Annotated in this window: 19 protein-coding genes and 1 pseudogene; 14 read left to right on the top strand and 6 right to left on the bottom strand. The window is 46.6% G+C overall.

Features of this window, described 5'->3' with window-relative positions:
* Position 1: 1 nt before the first annotated feature.
* Positions 2–817 (top strand): ribonuclease H family protein, encoded by an 816-nt coding sequence (locus tag ACKTR5_RS09865; RefSeq protein ID WP_407881172.1) that lies wholly within the window; start codon positions 2–4, stop codon positions 815–817.
* 96 nt (positions 818–913) lie between these two features.
* On the top strand, positions 914–1,813 hold the full coding sequence (locus ACKTR5_RS09860) for an alpha/beta hydrolase (protein WP_407881171.1): 900 nt from the start codon (positions 914–916) through the stop codon (positions 1,811–1,813).
* A 61-nt stretch (positions 1,814–1,874) separates the two neighbouring features.
* Here ACKTR5_RS09860 and ACKTR5_RS09855 read toward each other — a convergent pair whose 3' ends face one another.
* Entirely contained in the window at positions 1,875–2,243 is a 369-nt protein-coding gene (locus tag ACKTR5_RS09855; protein WP_407881170.1) for a hypothetical protein, read from the bottom strand.
* A gap of 162 nt (positions 2,244–2,405) precedes the next feature.
* Between ACKTR5_RS09855 and ACKTR5_RS09850 the strand changes: the two genes are divergently transcribed.
* From ACKTR5_RS09850 to lrgB, 4 genes are all read left to right on the top strand, one after another.
* A complete protein-coding gene (locus ACKTR5_RS09850; RefSeq protein ID WP_407881194.1) occupies positions 2,406–4,163 on the top strand; it encodes a LytS/YhcK type 5TM receptor domain-containing protein in 1,758 nt (585 codons plus the stop codon).
* Positions 4,144–4,875 (top strand): LytTR family transcriptional regulator DNA-binding domain-containing protein, encoded by a 732-nt coding sequence (locus tag ACKTR5_RS09845; protein WP_407881169.1) that lies wholly within the window; start codon positions 4,144–4,146, stop codon positions 4,873–4,875. Before ACKTR5_RS09850 ends, ACKTR5_RS09845 begins: the two co-directional genes overlap by 20 nt.
* 407 nt (positions 4,876–5,282) lie before the next feature.
* Positions 5,283–5,738 (top strand): CidA/LrgA family protein, encoded by a 456-nt coding sequence (locus ACKTR5_RS09840; protein ID WP_407881168.1) that lies wholly within the window; start codon positions 5,283–5,285, stop codon positions 5,736–5,738.
* A gap of 15 nt (positions 5,739–5,753) precedes the next feature.
* Positions 5,754–6,533, top strand: coding sequence for an antiholin-like protein LrgB (gene lrgB / locus ACKTR5_RS09835; RefSeq protein WP_407881166.1), 780 nt, complete (start codon positions 5,754–5,756; stop codon positions 6,531–6,533).
* 74 nt (positions 6,534–6,607) lie between these two features.
* On the opposite strand, the gene ACKTR5_RS09830 is transcribed toward lrgB, so the two are convergent.
* Genes ACKTR5_RS09830 through ACKTR5_RS09820 form a run of 3 tightly spaced genes read right to left on the bottom strand, consistent with a single transcriptional unit; the run spans position 6,608 to position 8,133 of the window.
* Entirely contained in the window at positions 6,608–6,901 is a 294-nt protein-coding gene (locus tag ACKTR5_RS09830; RefSeq protein WP_407881165.1) for an alpha/beta fold hydrolase, read from the bottom strand.
* Positions 6,879–7,457, bottom strand: a complete 579-nt coding sequence (locus ACKTR5_RS09825; RefSeq protein ID WP_407881163.1) for an alpha/beta fold hydrolase — start codon at positions 7,455–7,457, stop codon at positions 6,879–6,881. The genes ACKTR5_RS09830 and ACKTR5_RS09825 overlap by 23 nt, the downstream gene beginning before the upstream one ends.
* Before the next feature lie 43 nt (positions 7,458–7,500).
* Positions 7,501–8,133, bottom strand: coding sequence for an HAD family hydrolase (locus ACKTR5_RS09820; protein WP_407881162.1), 633 nt, complete (start codon positions 8,131–8,133; stop codon positions 7,501–7,503).
* Positions 8,134–8,287: 154 nt separating this feature from the next.
* On the opposite strand from ACKTR5_RS09820, the gene ACKTR5_RS09815 reads away from it, so the two are divergent.
* The 8 genes from ACKTR5_RS09815 (at position 8,288) to ACKTR5_RS09780 (ending at position 17,521) form a co-directional block, all read left to right on the top strand.
* On the top strand, positions 8,288–9,715 hold the full coding sequence (locus ACKTR5_RS09815) for a C69 family dipeptidase (RefSeq protein ID WP_407881161.1): 1,428 nt from the start codon (positions 8,288–8,290) through the stop codon (positions 9,713–9,715).
* 290 nt (positions 9,716–10,005) lie between these two features.
* Complete coding sequence (locus tag ACKTR5_RS09810; protein ID WP_407881160.1) at positions 10,006–10,341, top strand: hypothetical protein; 336 nt, start codon at positions 10,006–10,008, stop codon at positions 10,339–10,341.
* 234 nt (positions 10,342–10,575) lie between these two features.
* Positions 10,576–12,024 carry a hypothetical protein gene (locus tag ACKTR5_RS09805; protein ID WP_407881159.1) on the top strand — a complete coding sequence of 483 codons (1,449 nt, stop codon included), beginning with the start codon at positions 10,576–10,578 and terminating at the stop codon, positions 12,022–12,024.
* A complete protein-coding gene (locus ACKTR5_RS09800; RefSeq protein WP_407881157.1) occupies positions 12,024–13,919 on the top strand; it encodes a mucin-binding protein in 1,896 nt (631 codons plus the stop codon). The genes ACKTR5_RS09805 and ACKTR5_RS09800 overlap by 1 nt, the downstream gene beginning before the upstream one ends.
* A 337-nt stretch (positions 13,920–14,256) precedes the next feature.
* Positions 14,257–14,616 carry a MarR family winged helix-turn-helix transcriptional regulator gene (locus ACKTR5_RS09795; RefSeq protein ID WP_407881155.1) on the top strand — a complete coding sequence of 120 codons (360 nt, stop codon included), beginning with the start codon at positions 14,257–14,259 and terminating at the stop codon, positions 14,614–14,616.
* A 450-nt stretch (positions 14,617–15,066) separates the two neighbouring features.
* Positions 15,067–16,458 carry an asparagine--tRNA ligase gene (gene asnS, locus ACKTR5_RS09790; RefSeq protein WP_407881154.1) on the top strand — a complete coding sequence of 464 codons (1,392 nt, stop codon included), beginning with the start codon at positions 15,067–15,069 and terminating at the stop codon, positions 16,456–16,458.
* Between the two features lie 171 nt (positions 16,459–16,629).
* Entirely contained in the window at positions 16,630–17,166 is a 537-nt protein-coding gene (locus tag ACKTR5_RS09785; RefSeq protein WP_407881153.1) for a MarR family winged helix-turn-helix transcriptional regulator, read from the top strand.
* The gene (locus ACKTR5_RS09780) at positions 17,159–17,521 is read left to right on the top strand and encodes a rhodanese-like domain-containing protein (RefSeq protein WP_407881151.1); all 363 of its coding nucleotides are present in this window, start codon (positions 17,159–17,161) and stop codon (positions 17,519–17,521) included. Before ACKTR5_RS09785 ends, ACKTR5_RS09780 begins: the two co-directional genes overlap by 8 nt.
* Positions 17,522–17,578: 57 nt before the next feature.
* Here the strand turns inward: ACKTR5_RS09780 and ACKTR5_RS09775 are convergent.
* Positions 17,579–17,788: pseudogene (locus ACKTR5_RS09775) on the bottom strand (YdeI/OmpD-associated family protein).
* A 49-nt stretch (positions 17,789–17,837) separates the two neighbouring features.
* Positions 17,838–18,044: IS3 family transposase (locus ACKTR5_RS09770; RefSeq protein ID WP_407881149.1), on the bottom strand; the 207-nt coding region annotated here is incomplete at its 5' end.

The following is an 18,044-nucleotide window of genomic DNA, read 5'->3' as shown; positions in this document are numbered from 1 at the left end:
GATGGCAGGAAAGAAATTTTACGCAGTTGCGAAGGGAAAGAAGCCCGGAATCTACACCACCTGGCCGGCTGCAAAACAGCAGGTTGATGGTGTCGCTGGTGCCCGGTATAAGAGTTTCCCCACGGAAACGGCGGCAAAGCAGTGGTTAGCGGCTGGCGGACAATATCAACAGCAAGCCAAAACAGCCGCAGCAACACCAGTAGTTGAAACGTCAGCCAGCCAGCAAAACGAGCGCATTGTGTTATATTCAGACGGCGGCTCACGGAATACCGGTAATGTGGCGGGTGGCCACGTTCGAAGCGGAGATAAAGCGGCGTGGGCGTACTTGGTTAACGTTGATGATACCCAGTTCTTTGATTCATTGGGTGAGTTTGGCGTCACTAATAATAAGATGGAAATTACGGGACTCCTGATGGCCTTGCGTGGGTTACGACTGGCACAGTTGGCGGATCAACCAATTTTAGCGGTTCTCGATTCAAAGTATGTCCTGGACGCGATCACAAAACACTGGTTAGCTGGGTGGCAACGGCGCGGCTGGCAAAAAAGCAGTGGTGGCGCAGTCGCAAACCAAGAATTATGGCAGGCGGTCAGTGAAGAGCTCCCACACTTTTCGCATTTGCGGTTTGAATGGACGAAGGGTCACGCAGACAACCGCGGAAACGTGTTTGTCGATGAGTTACTGAACCAGACGATGGATGCAATGTCAGTGGCTAACCCCACGGGGGCGCGAGATGAGGTCCAACCACTCGGCGGCCAACACGCTGACCAGTCGGTTAAACCGACGTTAGCAAATGATGAACAACTGAATTTATTTTAAATGTGTGGTAGATTGGTCAAGCAACACCGGCCTTACGCTGGTGGTCAGCCATTAAAAGCGGTAGAGTGACATAAATGAACGGGGAAGTGGCAGAAAATGCACAGACGTGGATGGGCAATTACAGGAGCCGTGTTTTTAACACTGTGCGCCGGATTTGGTTTATTTGAAAAAGTGATCAGCATTGGGGTGGCCCCAGAGCCTCTTACAACGGCGACGGTCAGCCCAACGGTTCACACCACGACGACCCCAACGATCTTCATGCCAGGATGGGCAACATCGGCCAATTCGTTTAACCGAATGATTGGTTACATGCAGGATCACCATACGGCCGGGAAGGTCATGCGAATCAACGTTGATATCTTTGGTCACATTCATGTTCGTGGTCACTTACGGCCCGATGACGTGAACCCGTTGATTCAGGTGACGTTCTCACGGAACCTGGCGAATACGTATCAGCCGCAGGTAAAGTGGTTAAACAAAATCTTGCTGCTATTGAAACAAAAATATGGGGTGACCCAGTACAATGCGGTCGGCCATTCTTGGGGTGGCAGTGCACTAGTGAGTCAATTGATTCGTTATGGTAATGATCCACGGTTGCCGCGGTTAAATAAGATGGTTTTATTGGGGACACCGGTGGATGAAGGTGTTGATCGGGCCAAAGACATTCGTGAATCGGGCGAACCTAAACGTCCGACGCACATTTATCGACACCTCTTGGCTGATCGCCAAAACTTGACGGCTAACCGAACGGCAACGATTTTTAATGTGTACGGGTCGACGAATGGTGAAGCAACTGATAACGCGGTGCCAATCGTGCAAGCACAGTCATTACGTTACCTAGTGCGGGGGATCGTGCCGAACTATCACGAAATTTTATTAAACAACGCGAATCACCATCAACTCCATACAACGGTGCGGAGTTTTAAACTGGTGACGCAACTCTTGTTTGGTGATCCACAGGCGAATACTGTGGCAAACGAACAACAGATCAAATAACGCAAACAGGGCATCCATGAACGATGAAATCAGTTCATGGATACCCTGTTTTTTGTGCAAATTAGTGGCGTGAGGCGCGCATGGCCCCCCGTTGATTGTTTTTGATTGGGTTTGCTTTAAACCGCGGTGTTGCCGCTTGGCCAACAAATTTGAAGTGCTTTAGCTCACCACGGTATGGTTGGCCGGCCGCCCGAACACGGGCCCACCGGTCCATTTCAGCGGCCATGGCAATGGCGGCGTCCTGGCGGTGCGGCGCATTTTCATTGGCTGCGGCCGTTGCGATATCGCCACGAAGCGCACCCGTCAGATTATGATTGTAGTCGACGAGTTCTTGCGTAATCGGTGCGTCTTTGTAGCGATTAAATAAGCGTTCAATGTAACGCATGGCGTCTTTACTGTTTTTAGGTTGATAATAACGATCTTCTGACACGGTAACCGGCTCCTGTTTTAGAGATTAAACCTAGTTTAACTGAGTCATCCGGTGATGTAAAACGCAGACCATTACAAAGTGTGTTCGATTATGGGGAGTTAACGGAATGGCGTATAATTGACCATACTAATTATCGAGGACAAGGAATTAAAGGATAAAGCCATGTTGACACTGTTTTTACTGATGATGCAACGGGTGGGACTGATCATTTTGCTGGCGTTTTTGCTGGTCAATGTTAGTTATTTCCGCCGGTTATTAAAGGAACGAAATTCGTGGACGTCCAAAGGCATCCTGATTTTAATTTTCGCAGCGTTTGCGATTATTTCAAACTTAACCGGGGTTGAAATTACGCCCCACAACACACTGGTATCCACGACATGGCTAACGGGATTACCGGCGACTGATTCCATTGCTAATACCAGAACGCTTGCCATCACCGTATCAGGATTAGTCGGTGGGCCGGTGGTTGGTGGGATCGTTGGGCTCATTGCCGGGATTCACCGGGTCATTCAAGGAAATGGGTCTGACCTTTTCTACATTGCCAGCTCAGTGATTGTTGGAGTGTTGTCCGGTGGAATTGGGCAACGTTACATTAATAGAGACAAGTATCCAACCATGATGACCTCGGCTTTGACCGGCTTGACGATGGAATCGGTACAGATGATTTTTATTTTTGTTTTCAGTGACGCTGGGTTTCAACTCGTTCGGTTGATCTTTTTTCCAATGATGATTTTAAACAGTGTGGGAACGGCTATCTTTATTTCGATCATCTCAGCGTACATTCGCCAGGAAGAGCAATTACGGGCGGTTCAGACGCATGATGTGTTAGAGTTGGCTGACCGAACGGTGCCGTTTTTTAGTTCCGGATTAAACGAAATCAACGCGACACAAGCGGCCACAATTATCCGAGACTATACGAATTTTGACGCTATTGGTATTACGGATACAACCGCTGTGTTGGCGCATGTCGGACCCGGAAGCGACCACCACATCCCGGAAAAAGAAGTGATGACGGAACTGTCGAAAAAGGTGTTGGCGACAGGAACCATGGGGATTGCCCATTCACGAGCAGAAATTGGCTGTCCGTACCACGATTGTCCACTGGAAGCAGCCGTTGTGATCCCGCTAGTTGTTCAGCAGCATGTGGTGGGAACGCTCAAGGTGTACTTCACGAACGCCAAGGATTTAACGCCGGTTGAGGAGCAATTAGCCACCGGATTAGCGTCCATTTTTTCCAGCCAGTTAGCGCTAGGGATGGCGGAGGAACAGTCAAAGTTGGTGAAGGATGCGGAGATCAAGTCACTGCAAGCGCAGGTTAATCCCCACTTCTTTTTCAATGCGATCAACACGATTTCGGCGCTGATGCGGACGGACGCAGATAAGGCGCGAACGCTACTGTTACAATTATCAACGTACTTTCGGACCAACTTACAAGGGGTTCGGGAAACGGAAATCCCGTTGCGGCAGGAACGGGAGCATGTGGATGCGTACTTATCCTTGGAACAAACGCGTTTTCCAGATAAGTATGACGTTCAGTTTGACATTCAAACGGCAGCTAATGTGCTGCTACCGCCGTTTACAATTCAGGTTTTGGTGGAGAATGCAATTCGGCATGCGTTTGGCGATCGCCGGTCTGGCAACGTGGTAAAAATTAGTGTGACGGAGACCGCGACGTCACTGGTTGTGGCGGTCACGGATAATGGTCATGGGATTGACGCAACGGTGCTGCCGCAGTTGGGCCACCAGGTTGTCGCGTCAGCTAATGGTAGCGGCACGGCATTGGAAAACTTAAATGCACGGCTGACGGGACTATATGGTTCCGCTAGCCATTTGAAGTTTGAAACAGGTCAACAGGGAACAACGGTAACGGTCCGGATTCCCCGAAAGGAGGTCGCATTAAATGAAGGTCTTGGTCGTTGACGACGAACCGTTAGCCCGTGATGAACTAACGTATTTATTGACACACAATCCGCTGGTCCGTCAGGTCGTTCAGGCGGAAACAATTAACGAAGCGATCGGTTTATTACTCACAACACCGATGGATTTAGTCTTTTTGGACATTGCGTTAAATAATGAAAGTGGCTTCGATCTGGCGGATAAACTGAAACAGTTAGCGACGCCACCCTTGGTGATTTTTGCAACGGCATACGATAACTACGCGGTTCAGGCGTTTAACGTGGACGCGGTGGATTATGTTCTAAAGCCGTTTGAACAGGAGCGAATCGATCAGGCACTGACCAAGGCTGCGGCGATTCGCGACGCGCATGAGGCTGGTGATAAATTGCAAACAACCCCGGCAGGAGTCAGCGGAATGATTTCCATCACTGAGGATGATAAAACGCGGGTGCTGCGCCAGGACGACTTGTTAACGTGCTTTGTGGAAAACGGCGAGTTGAAATTAACCACTGTGACCGGTCAGTTTCACGCACACCAAACGTTGAGCTGGTTAATCGACCGACTCCCAGCGGATCAGTTTATGCAGATCCACCGGAGTATTGTGGTCAATTTGCGGGCCATTTCGGAGGTGGAACCGTGGTTTAATCACACGTACCAAATCACGTTGATCAATGGCGATAAGGTGCCGGTGAGCCGTTCGTTTGTGAAGCAAATGAAACAACGATTAAACATGTAAGAAAAACAGAGCGAAAAAGGGCGCGCTTAGGCCCACTTAAATAACGCCGCACACTGATGGATGTTTTTTATCCATGAGTGTGCGGCGTTATTTAAGTGGGCCTGCGCCCAATTTCGCGTTTCGACTGTGTAGGTGCGGCGTTATCTAATGAAGAATCCGGCCAATTTTTACACCTGAAATCCCCGTGAATATCCGCGTTATTAGTTAATTTCGCTAACCTTTGCACAAGATGAAAAGTAACCCAGATTGTGACGAGGGTATTTCAGAAGAGAATTCGGCCCTTTGGCTGTAAATACGTGCTTTTTGGTGATGAATCTACTAAAATTTAAACGTAAACTGGATTACCCGAAGTGAGTAGTCTTGGTTCATTTAAGCAATTATTCACAAACACTAAGGAGGATGTTGTTATGGCTGCTAATAATAAGCCCAGCAACGACGCTGCACCGAAAAAGGATGCACCGATTCTGATCCAAATCGGAATTTACGCCACGATTTTGTTCATTTCATGGCTGATTTCTGAATATGTCAGCAAGACGTTCCCTAAGTTCCCATTGCCAACCCCCGTTATTGGGCTGGTTCTGCTGTACTTAGCACTGACGTTTAAAATCGTGAAGGTTGAATGGGTTGACTCATTTGGAGCCATCATGATCAGCTTGATTGGTTTTCTGTTTGTTCCATCGGGGATTCAACTTGCCGGCACGTTAGGCATTTTGCAAAACGAAGGTTGGAAGCTCGTCTGTGTCATCATTTTGTCCACGGCAGTCTTACTGGTTGTTGTGGCCTACACAACGCGCTTGTTCATCTGGATTCGGGTCAACTGGTTCCATGGTGACGCAACGGTTAATTCAAAGGACGAAAAGTAAAGGGAGGGTTACACCATGTCCGTATCAATTTTAGCGGCTGCCGCCGCTCCGGTCATCAAGGGACCTCTGGCATACTTTGTCACACCGTTCTTTGGGATCTTCTTATCCATCGCCGTTTATTTATTGGGTCAATGGTTATTCGAAAAGACTAACGGCTTCTTCTTATTCCAACCATTATTCGTTGGGATGGTTCTTGGAATTATTATTTTAGTTATTCTTGCTAAGATGTTGGGAATGGACACCGCTAAGTTCTACACGATGGCCTATAAGCCAGGTGGGGACATCATCTTCTGGTTCCTTAACCCAGCAACAATCGCGTTTGCGGTTCCGTTGTACAAACGTAACGACATCGTAAAGAAGTTCTGGTTAGAAATTCTCTTGTCTTTGATCATTGGGGCCTTCGTCTCACTGTTTGTGATTTACGGAATTTCAAAGGCCTTTGGCTTGAGCACCGTTGGGATTGCTTCCATGTTGCCACAGGCTGCAACAACAGCGATTGCCTTACCAATTGCCACTGCGATTGGTGGGAACTCAGCCGTAACGGCCATGGCATGTATCTTAAACGCCGTGATCATTTACGCACTGGGTGGTTGGCTTGTTAAGGTCTTCCGGTTGAACTCAGACCCAATCGGGACTGGTCTTGGCTTGGGAACATCAGGTCACACGGTTGGTTCAGCCTTTGCGTTGAAGTTGGGTTCTGCCCAAGGTTCAATGGCTGCCATTGCCGTGGTTATCATCAGTATTGTTATTGATATTGTGGTTCCAATTTTCGCAACGATTGTTGGAATTCACTAAAGTGTTTATAAAACGCCCACATGGACTTCTTGTCCATGTGGGCGTTTTTGCGTTAGCTAGATTAGAGCACGTGGTTATGCGTCAACAAAGTAATCTTTGATTGCCGTTGCGATGACATCCGCGTGTGATTCGAGGGCAAAGTGACCGCTATCAACAAGGATGACCTTCGTGTTCGGATCGTCTTTTTTAAAGGCGGCTGCACCGGGGTAAATGAACGAGGGATCATTTTTCCCCCAGATGGCCAAAAGTTTTGGTTGCGCCGTCCGTAAGTATGTTTGGAAGGCGGGATACAGTTTGATGTTAGTCTGATAGTCGAAAATCAAATCTAACTGGCGTTCCGCATAATCAGGTGTCTGGGATGTAGGCAATGTCCAGTGTATAACCATCTGGTGACACACTGTTTGCGGGCGTTCCAAACGTATATTGTTGCTTGATTGTTTCTGGTGCAAAGGCGGTTCGATACTGGTCACGTTTAGCAGGCGTTGGGTGATCCCAGAAGTCCTGCCGGGTGGCCCATTTCTCGCCCAGACCTTCCTGATAAACGTTCCCATTTTGGCTAATGATCCCGAGAAGCCACTCTGGATGGGCCGTGGCAATCCGAAAACCGATGGGCGCACCGTAATCAAAAACGTACATGTAAAAGTGGTCCAGTTGTAGCTGTTCTAAAAAGGCCGTTGTCACCTCGGCGAGGTGGTCAAAGGTGTAGCTAAACGTTGTGTGGTCCGGCGCACTGGACTGGCCAAAACCGGGAAAATCCGGCGCAATTAAGTGAAAGTGCGCCGCTAACTGGGGCATTAAATCACGAAACATGTGACTCGCGGTGGGGAAGCCGTGCAAAAGCAGCAGTGTGGGTTTGTCACTGGCCCCTGCTTCTCGATAAAAGATGTCTAATCCAGCAACGTTAACCGTATGATAAGTGATCATAATGAGCGCCTTTCTGCATCAAAAGTGGTGCTGACGATGGGAGTTAATCAATCAGGTTTAATAAGTCATGTGGTTTGTCGATAACAAAATTGCTGTCACGAATTAAGGCCTGATCCTTTGGCCCACCCCATGTAACAAGTGCAAAACTGAGGCCAGCGGCATGAGCAGCCTGTTGATCGTAAATGGTGTCCCCAACGTAAACGGTGATTTGGGGATCAAGGGTGAGTTTATGAATGGCGGCGTTTAGTGATTCGGGTGATGGCTTGCCGTGTGCCACTTCATCAGCGGTTACCCGGGCATCCATGTACTGATCCAAATTAAAGTTGTCGATCAGATCACGTTGATATTCGGGCATCAGTTTGGACGTGACGATGGCCGTTTTAAGTCGGTGATTTTCATGAAGCTGCTTTAAAACGGCCTCAACACCGGCATAGACGTGCATGGTGTCGTAATAATCATCTTCGTACACTTGCCACTTTTTCAGAACGGCAGGCGCTTCATCATCGGTGATGCCTACATCGTGCAGGGCAATCATGGCAGTGGTGCCAAACGTTGGTGACAGTTGGTCGTAGGCAAAGTCATGGCCAAAGTCAGCGAGGGCCCGTTGCATGGACAGCATGTACATTTTTTCGGAGTCAATCAGGGTACCATCAACATCAAAAAGAAAATTTTGCATGGAAATACTACTTTAATTGTAATTAAAGTTATTATACCAAAGATGGTGGTGCCGAATGTTGTGGTCGGGTTCGCGAGTGGTACTCCAACCTGAAGTGAGTTAAAATGAGTAAATTAACAGAAACGAAAAATTTGTTGAGAAGGGTAGAATAACGATGAAATGGGATAAAGCATGTACCACAGTTTTAGTTGGTAAGAAGGCGTCCGTTGATGGCTCCGTCATGATTGCCAGAAATGATGACACGTTCTTACCAATCACACCACAAAAGGTTGTGATGTACCCTGCAGTTAGTGGTCGCCATGAAAACCTAGTGTCCACACAAAATGGCTTCAAGGCACCATTGCCAGAAAGTGGCTACCGGTACCAAGGAACGCCAAACGTTGATGTTCCTAGCGAAGGGATCTACGACGAAAGTGGGTTCAACGAAAAGAACATCGCCATGTCCGCCACAGAAAGTGTGTACGCGAACGAAAAGGTTTTGGCTTACGATCCGCTGGTTGTTGACGGAATGGCTGAAGACACGATGCAAACGATGGTTTTGCCCTTCATCAATTCTGCTAAAGAAGGGGTCACTTACTTAGGTGGCCTGATTGCTAAGTACGGGTCACCTGAAGGTAATGGGGTGATTTTTGCTGACGATAAGGACATTTGGTACATGGAAATCGTTACGGGCCATCACTGGGTGGCTTCACGGATTCCAGATGACGCCTACGTCATCACTGCAAACCAAGTGGGCCAAGAACAAATTGACTTTGACGATCCAGACAACTTTATGTGGTCTGACGGGATTCGTGAATTTGTTGATGAACACCACTTAAACCCTGACAAGACGGGCTGGAACTTCCGTCATATTTTCGGGACTGATACAGAAAAGGACCGCCACTACAACACACCACGTGTTTGGTTTGCTCAACGGTACCTGAACCCTGAAATTAAACAAGATCCAGAATCAAGTAATTTACCGTTCATTTGTCATTCAAGCCGGTTGATCAGTTTGGAAGACATTGAATACATCGAGGGGTCTCACTACAACGAAACACCGTTTGACCCAATGGGCCATGGCTCTGAAGAAGACAAGACGCGTTACCGACCAATTTCATTGAACCGGACGCAACAAAGTCACATCTTGCAGATTCGGACTGATGTTCCTGAAGCAATGTCTGCTGTAATGTGGCTCTCAATTGGGGTGCCAACGTTCACGCCATTCTTGCCATTTTATGCGAACGCAACGGATACGGACGATAGCTTCAGCAACACATCCATGACGTATAACGTAAAGTATGCGTACTGGATGTACCGGACGATTGCGATGCTGACAGAAAGTCATTACAGCCACTTCATTCAAGAAGACATTGATTACTTGAAGGACTGTCGTGAAGAGATGCGCCGCATGATGGCAACCATCGAACAGGAAGCCGCAGATAAACACCTCACGGGTGATGAGCTGACGGCACACTTAACGGACGCAAACCACAAGATCGTGGCAGCAATGCGTGAAAAGACAATGGCATTGATTGGTCATTTGGTAACGGAAGGTTTGGAAATGTCCAAGCTAACGTTCAATATGGATATTAATTTATAGAGCGGGAACAGGCGCGTTTAGGCCCACTCAGGTAACACAAACGGGGAATTTATGGACGGGTTATGTCCATGAGTTCCCCGTTTGTGTTACCTGAGAAGCGACCTGCGCCTGTGCCCGCGTTTTCGGGAGTCAGAACAAGAAGGCCATGCGGGGATGGGTATTTTAACCGACACATTGTGACCCCCGCCGGATGAAGTGGGTTTAAACAGCAGAAAATGTTAGCGAATGTACACCAAGGTAGGCGACAAACGGTATAATAAAACCAAGAGCTTTATTAACGAGGTGAGAAAATGAGTCAAGAAATTCCAGAAAACATGCACGAGGTCCTTTTAAAGGTTCAGGAAGAAAACGCGCGGCGCGATGGTGAGCATCAAGTAACGGAAGAACAGGTCATGGCAAACGCCGTTCATGATACGTTACAGTACTGGGTCGATTACTTATTGGATGGCCACTATGATGAAGTGACGTGGGCTGGAAACCAATTGGTTGTTGAAGACATTGTTGGTGATGAAGTTGGGCGTGTTGACCCAATGAGTGAGACATTTGCAAACGACTTCCGGCAGAGTCCGGAGGGTACGCTCTTTCGGTTAGAAAGTGAAGCGAACAGGCTTATTTCACATCGGTAGATGATGAAACGTTATTATTAACAACTTGGTAAAGGGTCGCCACGGATAAAACCGTAGCGACCCTTTTGTCTGTAGAAAGTTGCAGGAAATATAATAATAATAATTTTAATAAAGAAATAAAGATTGAAAACATTTTAGTTTAGTACAATAAATATATAGTAAATTTAATTGCTTAATTACTGAAGCATAAAGATATTTAAATTTATTAAATGTTCTGGAACATGGAGAGTCTTGATGGATGACCGGTATTTAGCGCTATTAGATCGAGATCAACAAACATCGATCCGTTTATTGCAGTATATTCTTGATAAAAATCGTGATGTCATTTTGTTGAATAATGTTTTTGCTGATCTTGGAATCAGCGCATATAAGTTAAAGCGAATTATCGAAATGATTAATCATCAAATGGAAAGTCTGTTTGATCAGGATAATTGTCCAACGATTATTTTATTTGATCAAGGAATTCAAACAAGCGGCGTAACGTCGCAAACAATGAAAGCGCTATTACAAAGATTAGCGTCAAATTCGATTCGGTTTAAAATTTTTACCCGTACGTATTTATATGATGATCAAGATAATTTTGGTGATTTTCTAAGTCGCTTAGGAATTAGTCGGGCAGTGTACTACCGACAAAAGACAACCATTGCGCTAACAGTTTCATCCTTACCCGGATGGGATGAGCGAAGCGAAGCAGCCTTACGGCGTTCATTGTTTGGCGTATATTATTACTTTTTCAATGGAGCAACATTTCCGTTTAGTGCTGGAATCACGGCTGCTGCTAAACAAGAAGTGGAGCGAATTCGCCAGTTAGAGCAGGTCCGATTGACAATTACACAGCGGATTCAGCTACAGTATCTATGTGCCATTCAGATTACAAGATTGCGGATGAAAAAGTGGGTTGAAGCAACAGATGTCGAGGTACAGTCAACCGTTCCGCTGTTGACGGAATATGTAAAGCAACAGTTTAGCCTTGACGATGATATGGCAACACTTGAAATTAATGCAATCAATGAATTCTTAGTTATCATCGATGCCCTAACCATAACGGGGGCCACATTGTCGCCTGAATTGCAGGAAAATGTCACCCGGGTGACACAAGAGCAACTTAACATTATTTCAAATGCAGTAAGTGCAACATTACCCGCTAAGATGATGGCAGACCTAACAAAATCGCTTCGATTAATTAATTTAAAGTGTCAGTATCCGTTTTATAGTTTAGCCACGTTTGCATCGCCCACAGAGATTTCGTTTTTTCAGGAAACTTATCCACGTGTTCATGCAACTGTTGAACGACTGATTATGGCCTGTCAGAAACAGATGGTTGGTCAGATCGACGAAGCAATGTTGACGCAAATTTATTACTCGTTGATGTTCACATTGTTAAACGTTGTGCCAATCGCGTACTTTGCGGTTCCAATCAATGTGACGGTCGATTTCTCACAGGGAGACATTTATTCCGAGTACATTAAACGTAACGTGCTGAGTTTGGCCCCTGGCGAAATTCAGGTAGATTCTGTTGTGACCGCAAAGACGGATTTATATCTCTCTGATATTTATTTTCCGGAAAGTGTTGTCCCCCAGGTGACCTGGGAAAATCCACCGTTACCGGTGGATTGGGAGCATCTGGCTGATGTAATTATTGAGTTGAAACAACGGCCAGTGAAGGATGAGGCTGATAAGTAATGCAGGCAAAGAAGAAAAAAATAAATCAACGATGGTTAGTGATGGGGGTGACCCTGAGTTCGTTGAGTGTAGGAACGGGCCTCGTCACCGCTAACGCACAGGCAGCGACGACAGAACAGCGTGTTTCAGCTTCTGATTTAGCAAGTTCACAGAGCACGGCAGCGGCTAATTCTTCGTCATCAATGGACGGGAGTAATCAATCACAGAAAGCTTCAAATCAGTCCCAATCTGGGACTTCATCTGTGGCGGCTAGCTCTGATGGCCACGAAGCAACTTCGGCGGCCGCATCAGCAGTAGCGAAAACAGCACCTACTCCGACATCTAACGCAGTGAAGCCGACCGCACGGGTTGCGCAGCAACAGCTGGCCGCGGCGGCACCAACGTCATCTGCGGCGACGGGCATTGATTGGAACAACTGGCAAAAGGACGGCGGCAATGCGCTTAACACCGGGACGTGGTCAGAACAACCAAGTACCGATGGTTATACCAAGCAAGTGAACATCACAAACATGAACGCGTACGTTAGCCCACAAGGTGATACGGCAACAACCGTTTGGATTCAGCGATACAGAGTTCTTTATTATCATGCGGACATTACGGATTGGTCTGCAATTACCGTGACGAACATGGCAACTGGCATGGTGTACGTCATTCCCAAGACCGCGGTGATTCAGCAACTTTCACCCATCTCTGGGACAGAAGCAATTTATTGGTATTTTCCACAAGTTCCGGGATTCGTGACGCAACAAACGACACCAGCGACAACGTTTAACATGCAGTTTGAAATTACGTTTCATGGGGATTCGTCCTTACGGTTAGTCACGCTGAGCACACCCAGAATTTCTGGTGAATTGGTTAAGATGTATTACAAAGATGCCGTTACGGGGGCAACGATTGCCTCGCAGGACGTGTATGGCACCAGTGCAAGTATTGATGCCAATCTTGGTATCATTGTCGCAAAGCCGATTACTGGCTATACAGCAACGAACTGGAACTATTACAAGAACAATGACACCGTGGTAACGGCCGGTACCGGTGGTGTGTACGGTCCGGCAACATTAACAACCGATAAACAAGCAGTCATCTTTTATTATAAAAGTAACAAAACGGCTATGATAACGTACGTTGATGACACGACCGGCCAGCCACTAGCAACGGATCTGGTGACAGGACTTGAAGAGGACCCCATCGAGTATGAGACAACGGCGCGCGTCAAAGGGTACGAGGCACAAGGGTATCAGCTGGTGAGTGATGGGTTTAGTGATGGCGGGACGGGAACATTTACTAGTGATTCTGGTCAACAAACCTACGCCGTGTACCTAAAACGACTAGCGCCACCAGTAACGCCGCCAACAAAACTAACGAACTCAAAACCAGTTGACCAACCAATACCACCAGCTATGGTTGAGTCGGTGAGTGTGCCTCAAGACCAACCAGTAGTTCTGGTAACACAGCTCGTTATTCAAGTGGGCCATCAATTTACAGAACAGCCAGTGCCGGTGAGTGAAACAGTTGACCAACCCATGCGGTGGCAATTGCCGAAACAGCCACGAGCGCGAGTTGAGCAGCCACTGGAACCGCTAGCGGCCACGAATACGCCAGTAACCGCCGACCAGAAACCGGGCGTTTATCCGGTTAGTTGGGGTAAACAAGTGATGATGTTGGTGGCAGCACCAATCGTGACGTTTAAACGGCGGTCTACCCGGGTGATTTGGTCCAATGTTTCTTCAAAGCAACGAATTCAGCGCGAAAATGATGCCATCTTTAAACGGTTTGATAACCAAATTTTGAAGCGTGGCGGTCAGCGTGATCCCCAGACAAACGGAACGTGGTTGGGAATGATTGCCCGGCGATTATCCGGTAGAGCACGGTTTGGACAAAAAATGATGGATTAAGTGAAACTGCTCCTGGAAGAAATCACTGTTTGAACGGATTTAACTGACCGTTCAGATGGTGGTTTCTTTTGAATAATCCAGCCCTAAAGCATAACGAGCTTAGCTATTTCTAAATTAAATAGTTAACTAGTCTCTTTTTTTCGAAAATTAACCAAAAAAACGATAATTTTAGTTAACAAGTTGCAGTAAATCCGGTCGTGCAAAAGTTAAAATAACTAGCATAGTAAGAAAAAGTAAATCGAAGTTATTTTTTAACAAGATTAGATTTACCAGTAGCGGTACTTGTTAGGGGTAATCCGCCACAAGAAATATTGGTGAAAGTGAAGTGGTGATGACAATGCAAATAACGAGTGAGACGAGTGCCTGGCGTGACTTAATTAAACAGCAACGTCGGGTCAACCAGTTGAATCAGCATTTTGTGCGTGAATACGGACTGACCTTATTGGAATTGACGTATTTAAAGATCATTGATCAAGTCCCTGACATTTCTTCGACAGAGTTAGCGGATAACATTGGTGTTTCTTTGTCAGCTGTCTCGAGTAAAGTGGTTCGAATGGTGGACCACGGCTTGGTGGTCATGGCCTTTTCACAAACCGATCGGCGGGTCAAAAAGCTCTGTCTAACAGAAAAAGGGCGCGAGATGTTAACGCAAATCAAACATAATCGTGACTTAACCCGAATGGATATCAGAATTTAACGCTGATTTTTGGGGTTAGAGTTTTCATGCTAAACAATGGGGGAAACGCCTGAACAACTATTCATAATAGTTGTTCAGGCGTTGCTTGTTTCCAGCAAAAATTAGTGCTATGATTTTGACAACTTAATTAAACTAAAAAACCAAAGAAAAAGACGTGTCCACGCGGAGACTTAACGATAGCGAGCTAAGGATAGTGAAAGCTTAGTGGCGAGGCCGGATGGAAGAACACTTTTTCTGTTGCTATTCTGAATTGATCGAGTAAGATTAGCCGTTGCCGGTACGTTATCACACGGAGCGTATGTTAGTACGTTATTAAAGTTGGTTTGTCGATGTCATTCGGCAGGCAATGTGGGTGGTATCGCGGAAAGACCTTTCGTCCCTATTATGGGGATGGAGGGTCTTTTTTTAGTCGATTTGAAGCAGAGTGGTACGTGGTGAAAGGATAATATTATGACAGAAATGCTAGTTAAACAGCTTTACAGTGATCAACAGGTTGCACCGGATGAAGAAATTACGTTACGTGGCTGGGTAAAGACAATCCGGAGTAGTAAAAAGGTTGGCTTTATTGAATTAAACGACGGATCATCCTTAAAGCACGCGCAAATCGTGTTTAAGAGTGATTTGGAAGACTTTGCTGAGATCGGTAAGTTACCAATCAGTGCGACCGTTGCGGTGGTTGGGACGGTCACGTACACACCAGACGCAAAGCAACCATTTGAAGTTCAAGCAAAGTCGGTTACGCTGGTGGGAAACTCCAGCAGTGACTATCCGCTTCAAAAAAAGCAGCACACGTTTGAATATCTGCGGACTATGGCGCACCTGCGTCCCCGGACCAACACGTTTTATTCAGTGTTCCACATTCGTTCGCTGGCTGCGTTTGCTGTTCATCAATACCTTCAGGAACACGGCTTTACGTACGTGAACACCCCAATTATCACGAGCAGTGATACAGAAGGGGCTGGCGAAATGTTCGAAGTGACGACCCTCGACATGAAGAACGTCCCAACAACGGATGAGGGCAACGTGGATTATAGTCAGGACTTCTTTAAGCAGGAGACAAACCTGACTGTTAGTGGTCAATTGCAGGCGGAAGCCTTTGCACTGGCACTACGTAACGTCTACACGTTTGGCCCAGCCTTCCGTGCCGAAGATTCACACACGACGCGCCACGCTTCAGAATTCTGGATGATTGAACCAGAAATGGCGTTTGCTGATTTGACGGACACGGTTGATACGATTGAAGCCTTGCTGAAGTACGTGATTGATTACCTGTTGAAGAATGCGCAGGACGAACTGGCCTTTTTAAACGAGGCGGTTGATAACACGTTGATTGATCGGTTAACGAAGACCCGTGATGAAGCCTTTGTTCGGTTGACCTACACCAAGGCCATCGAAGAATTGAAGGCGGCGCCAGTTGACTTCGAAATGCCCGTTGAATGGGGCATTGATTTACAGGCTGAACATGAACGTTACCTGTGTGAACAAATTTACCAAAAACCGGTCTTCCTGACGGACTATCCAAAGGCCATCAAGGCGTTCTACATGCGTGATAACGATGATGGTAAGACGGTGGCTGCCGTTGATCTGCTGGTTCCTGAAATTGGGGAATTAGTTGGTGGGAGCCAACGTGAAGAACGGCAAGCTCAGTTAGCCAAGAAGATTGCTGACCTCGACATGCCAGTGGAAGAATACCAATGGTACCTTGACCTGCGGAAGTATGGTGAAACCGTCCACTCCGGCTTCGGGATCGGTTTTGAACGGTTACTGATGTACGTGACCGGGATGGAAAACATTCGTGACGTGATCCCTTACCCACGGACACCGGGTAATGCTGAATTCTAAATTGATGAAATAATGAAGCACCGTTCCTGCGATTAATCCGCGGGGCGGTGCTTTTGTTTGCGTCGTTGATCTAAACGCCATGCGGATGAAGTAAAAAATGTTGACGAAAAGAAAATGACAGGTATACTGAATATAATTAGCTGGCTAATTATATTCATAAAGGAGTTCGTAATGACAGAGTTTACGTTTGCAGACCGTCCGGATGACGACCGGTTAAAACTAACGTTGGCGGCGTATACGACCATGACGGATCCAGAAGCAGCAAGTCTATTTTTGGATTTTCAGTGGACGTTTCGAGAAATGCAGGCGGCCTACGAGAACGTTTTAGCACGTTATGAGTTATCTGAATCAAAGTTTATTCTACTGATGTTCTTAGACAATGAACCAAGCCATGCGTTGTTACCGTCCGAATTGGCAACAAAATTGGGGGCATCACGAGCAACGGTCAGTAAATTACTTGTCGGAATGGAACGGAGTGGGTGGATTACAAAGGATCATGTGCTGGCTGATAAACGGGCGGTCTTAATTCGGTTAACGGACGCGGGGCGTGCTGTCTTAACCGCTTTTTTACCCGAAAACTTTCGAGCAGTTGCCACGATCTTTAGCAATTTTTCAACTGAGGAACGGGCGCAACTGACCCGGTTACTGAACAAAGTGAAGCAAGGAACGACACAACTAAACGACAAACGAGGATTAGAAAATGAATGATAAGAAAATTGAGCTGTTACAAACGTATTTGAGCCTGTATATCGACCATTTTACGGTCCTTAACAGTCTGGATGAGACTGATTCAAAGTACGTTGTGTTAGATGTGCGTAACGCACCAGCACAGGTTAAGAAAGACCAAATCAAAGGCGCTGTCGCAATGCCTGCTAAGGACCTTGCCAACCACCTGGACGAGCTGGATCACGACAAGACGTACGTGGTGTACGATTGGACGGGTGGCACGACGCTCGGGAAAACAGCACTGCTCATTCTGTTGTCAGCAGGATTTGATGCGTTTGAACTGGCCGGCGCGCTTGAAGGTTGGAAGGGAATGAACCTCCCAATTGAAACGCTCTAAAATAGTTTCAGAAAATAAAAAGTGTAACCACAAATTTTTGCGGTTACACTTTTTTCGTTATTTATCAGGCCGTGAATCGTAGGCCCGTTTTGACTTGAATCCAGCCGCAAAAACTTCCTTCATCTTTGCGATGTGATTGTCCTTAGTAGCCTGCGCTTTGGCCCCGAAGATAAAGCGGGCCCATTCGCGCTAGTAACCAGGTGTTAGTGCGGTAAAAAAGCTTTGCATGGCTGGGTCGTCGGTGAGAAGCGCCGTCACGTCCGGAATGTTAACTTTGACGTTTACCCAAAAAGTTGGAACTAAATAGTTTTGTTAATTAGGCAGTTAATTGCCGCTCGAAATCGAGTGGTGATTGACCGCCTAATTTTATTTGAATTCGCTTTTGATTGTAATAATTAATCCAGGAAGCGATTGCTTTGGTTAGCTCTGAGGCATTTGCGTATTGCTGTAAACTACCAATTTCAACTTTTAATTTATCAAAGACAGTTTCACATGCTGCATTGTCTAAACAAGTCGCTCGTCG

The sequence above is a fragment of the Furfurilactobacillus entadae genome (genome assembly GCF_045862745.1).
GTDB classification, from domain to species: Bacteria; Bacillota; Bacilli; order Lactobacillales; family Lactobacillaceae; genus Furfurilactobacillus; species Furfurilactobacillus entadae.
This window is presented reverse-complemented; position numbering and strand designations above follow the sequence as displayed.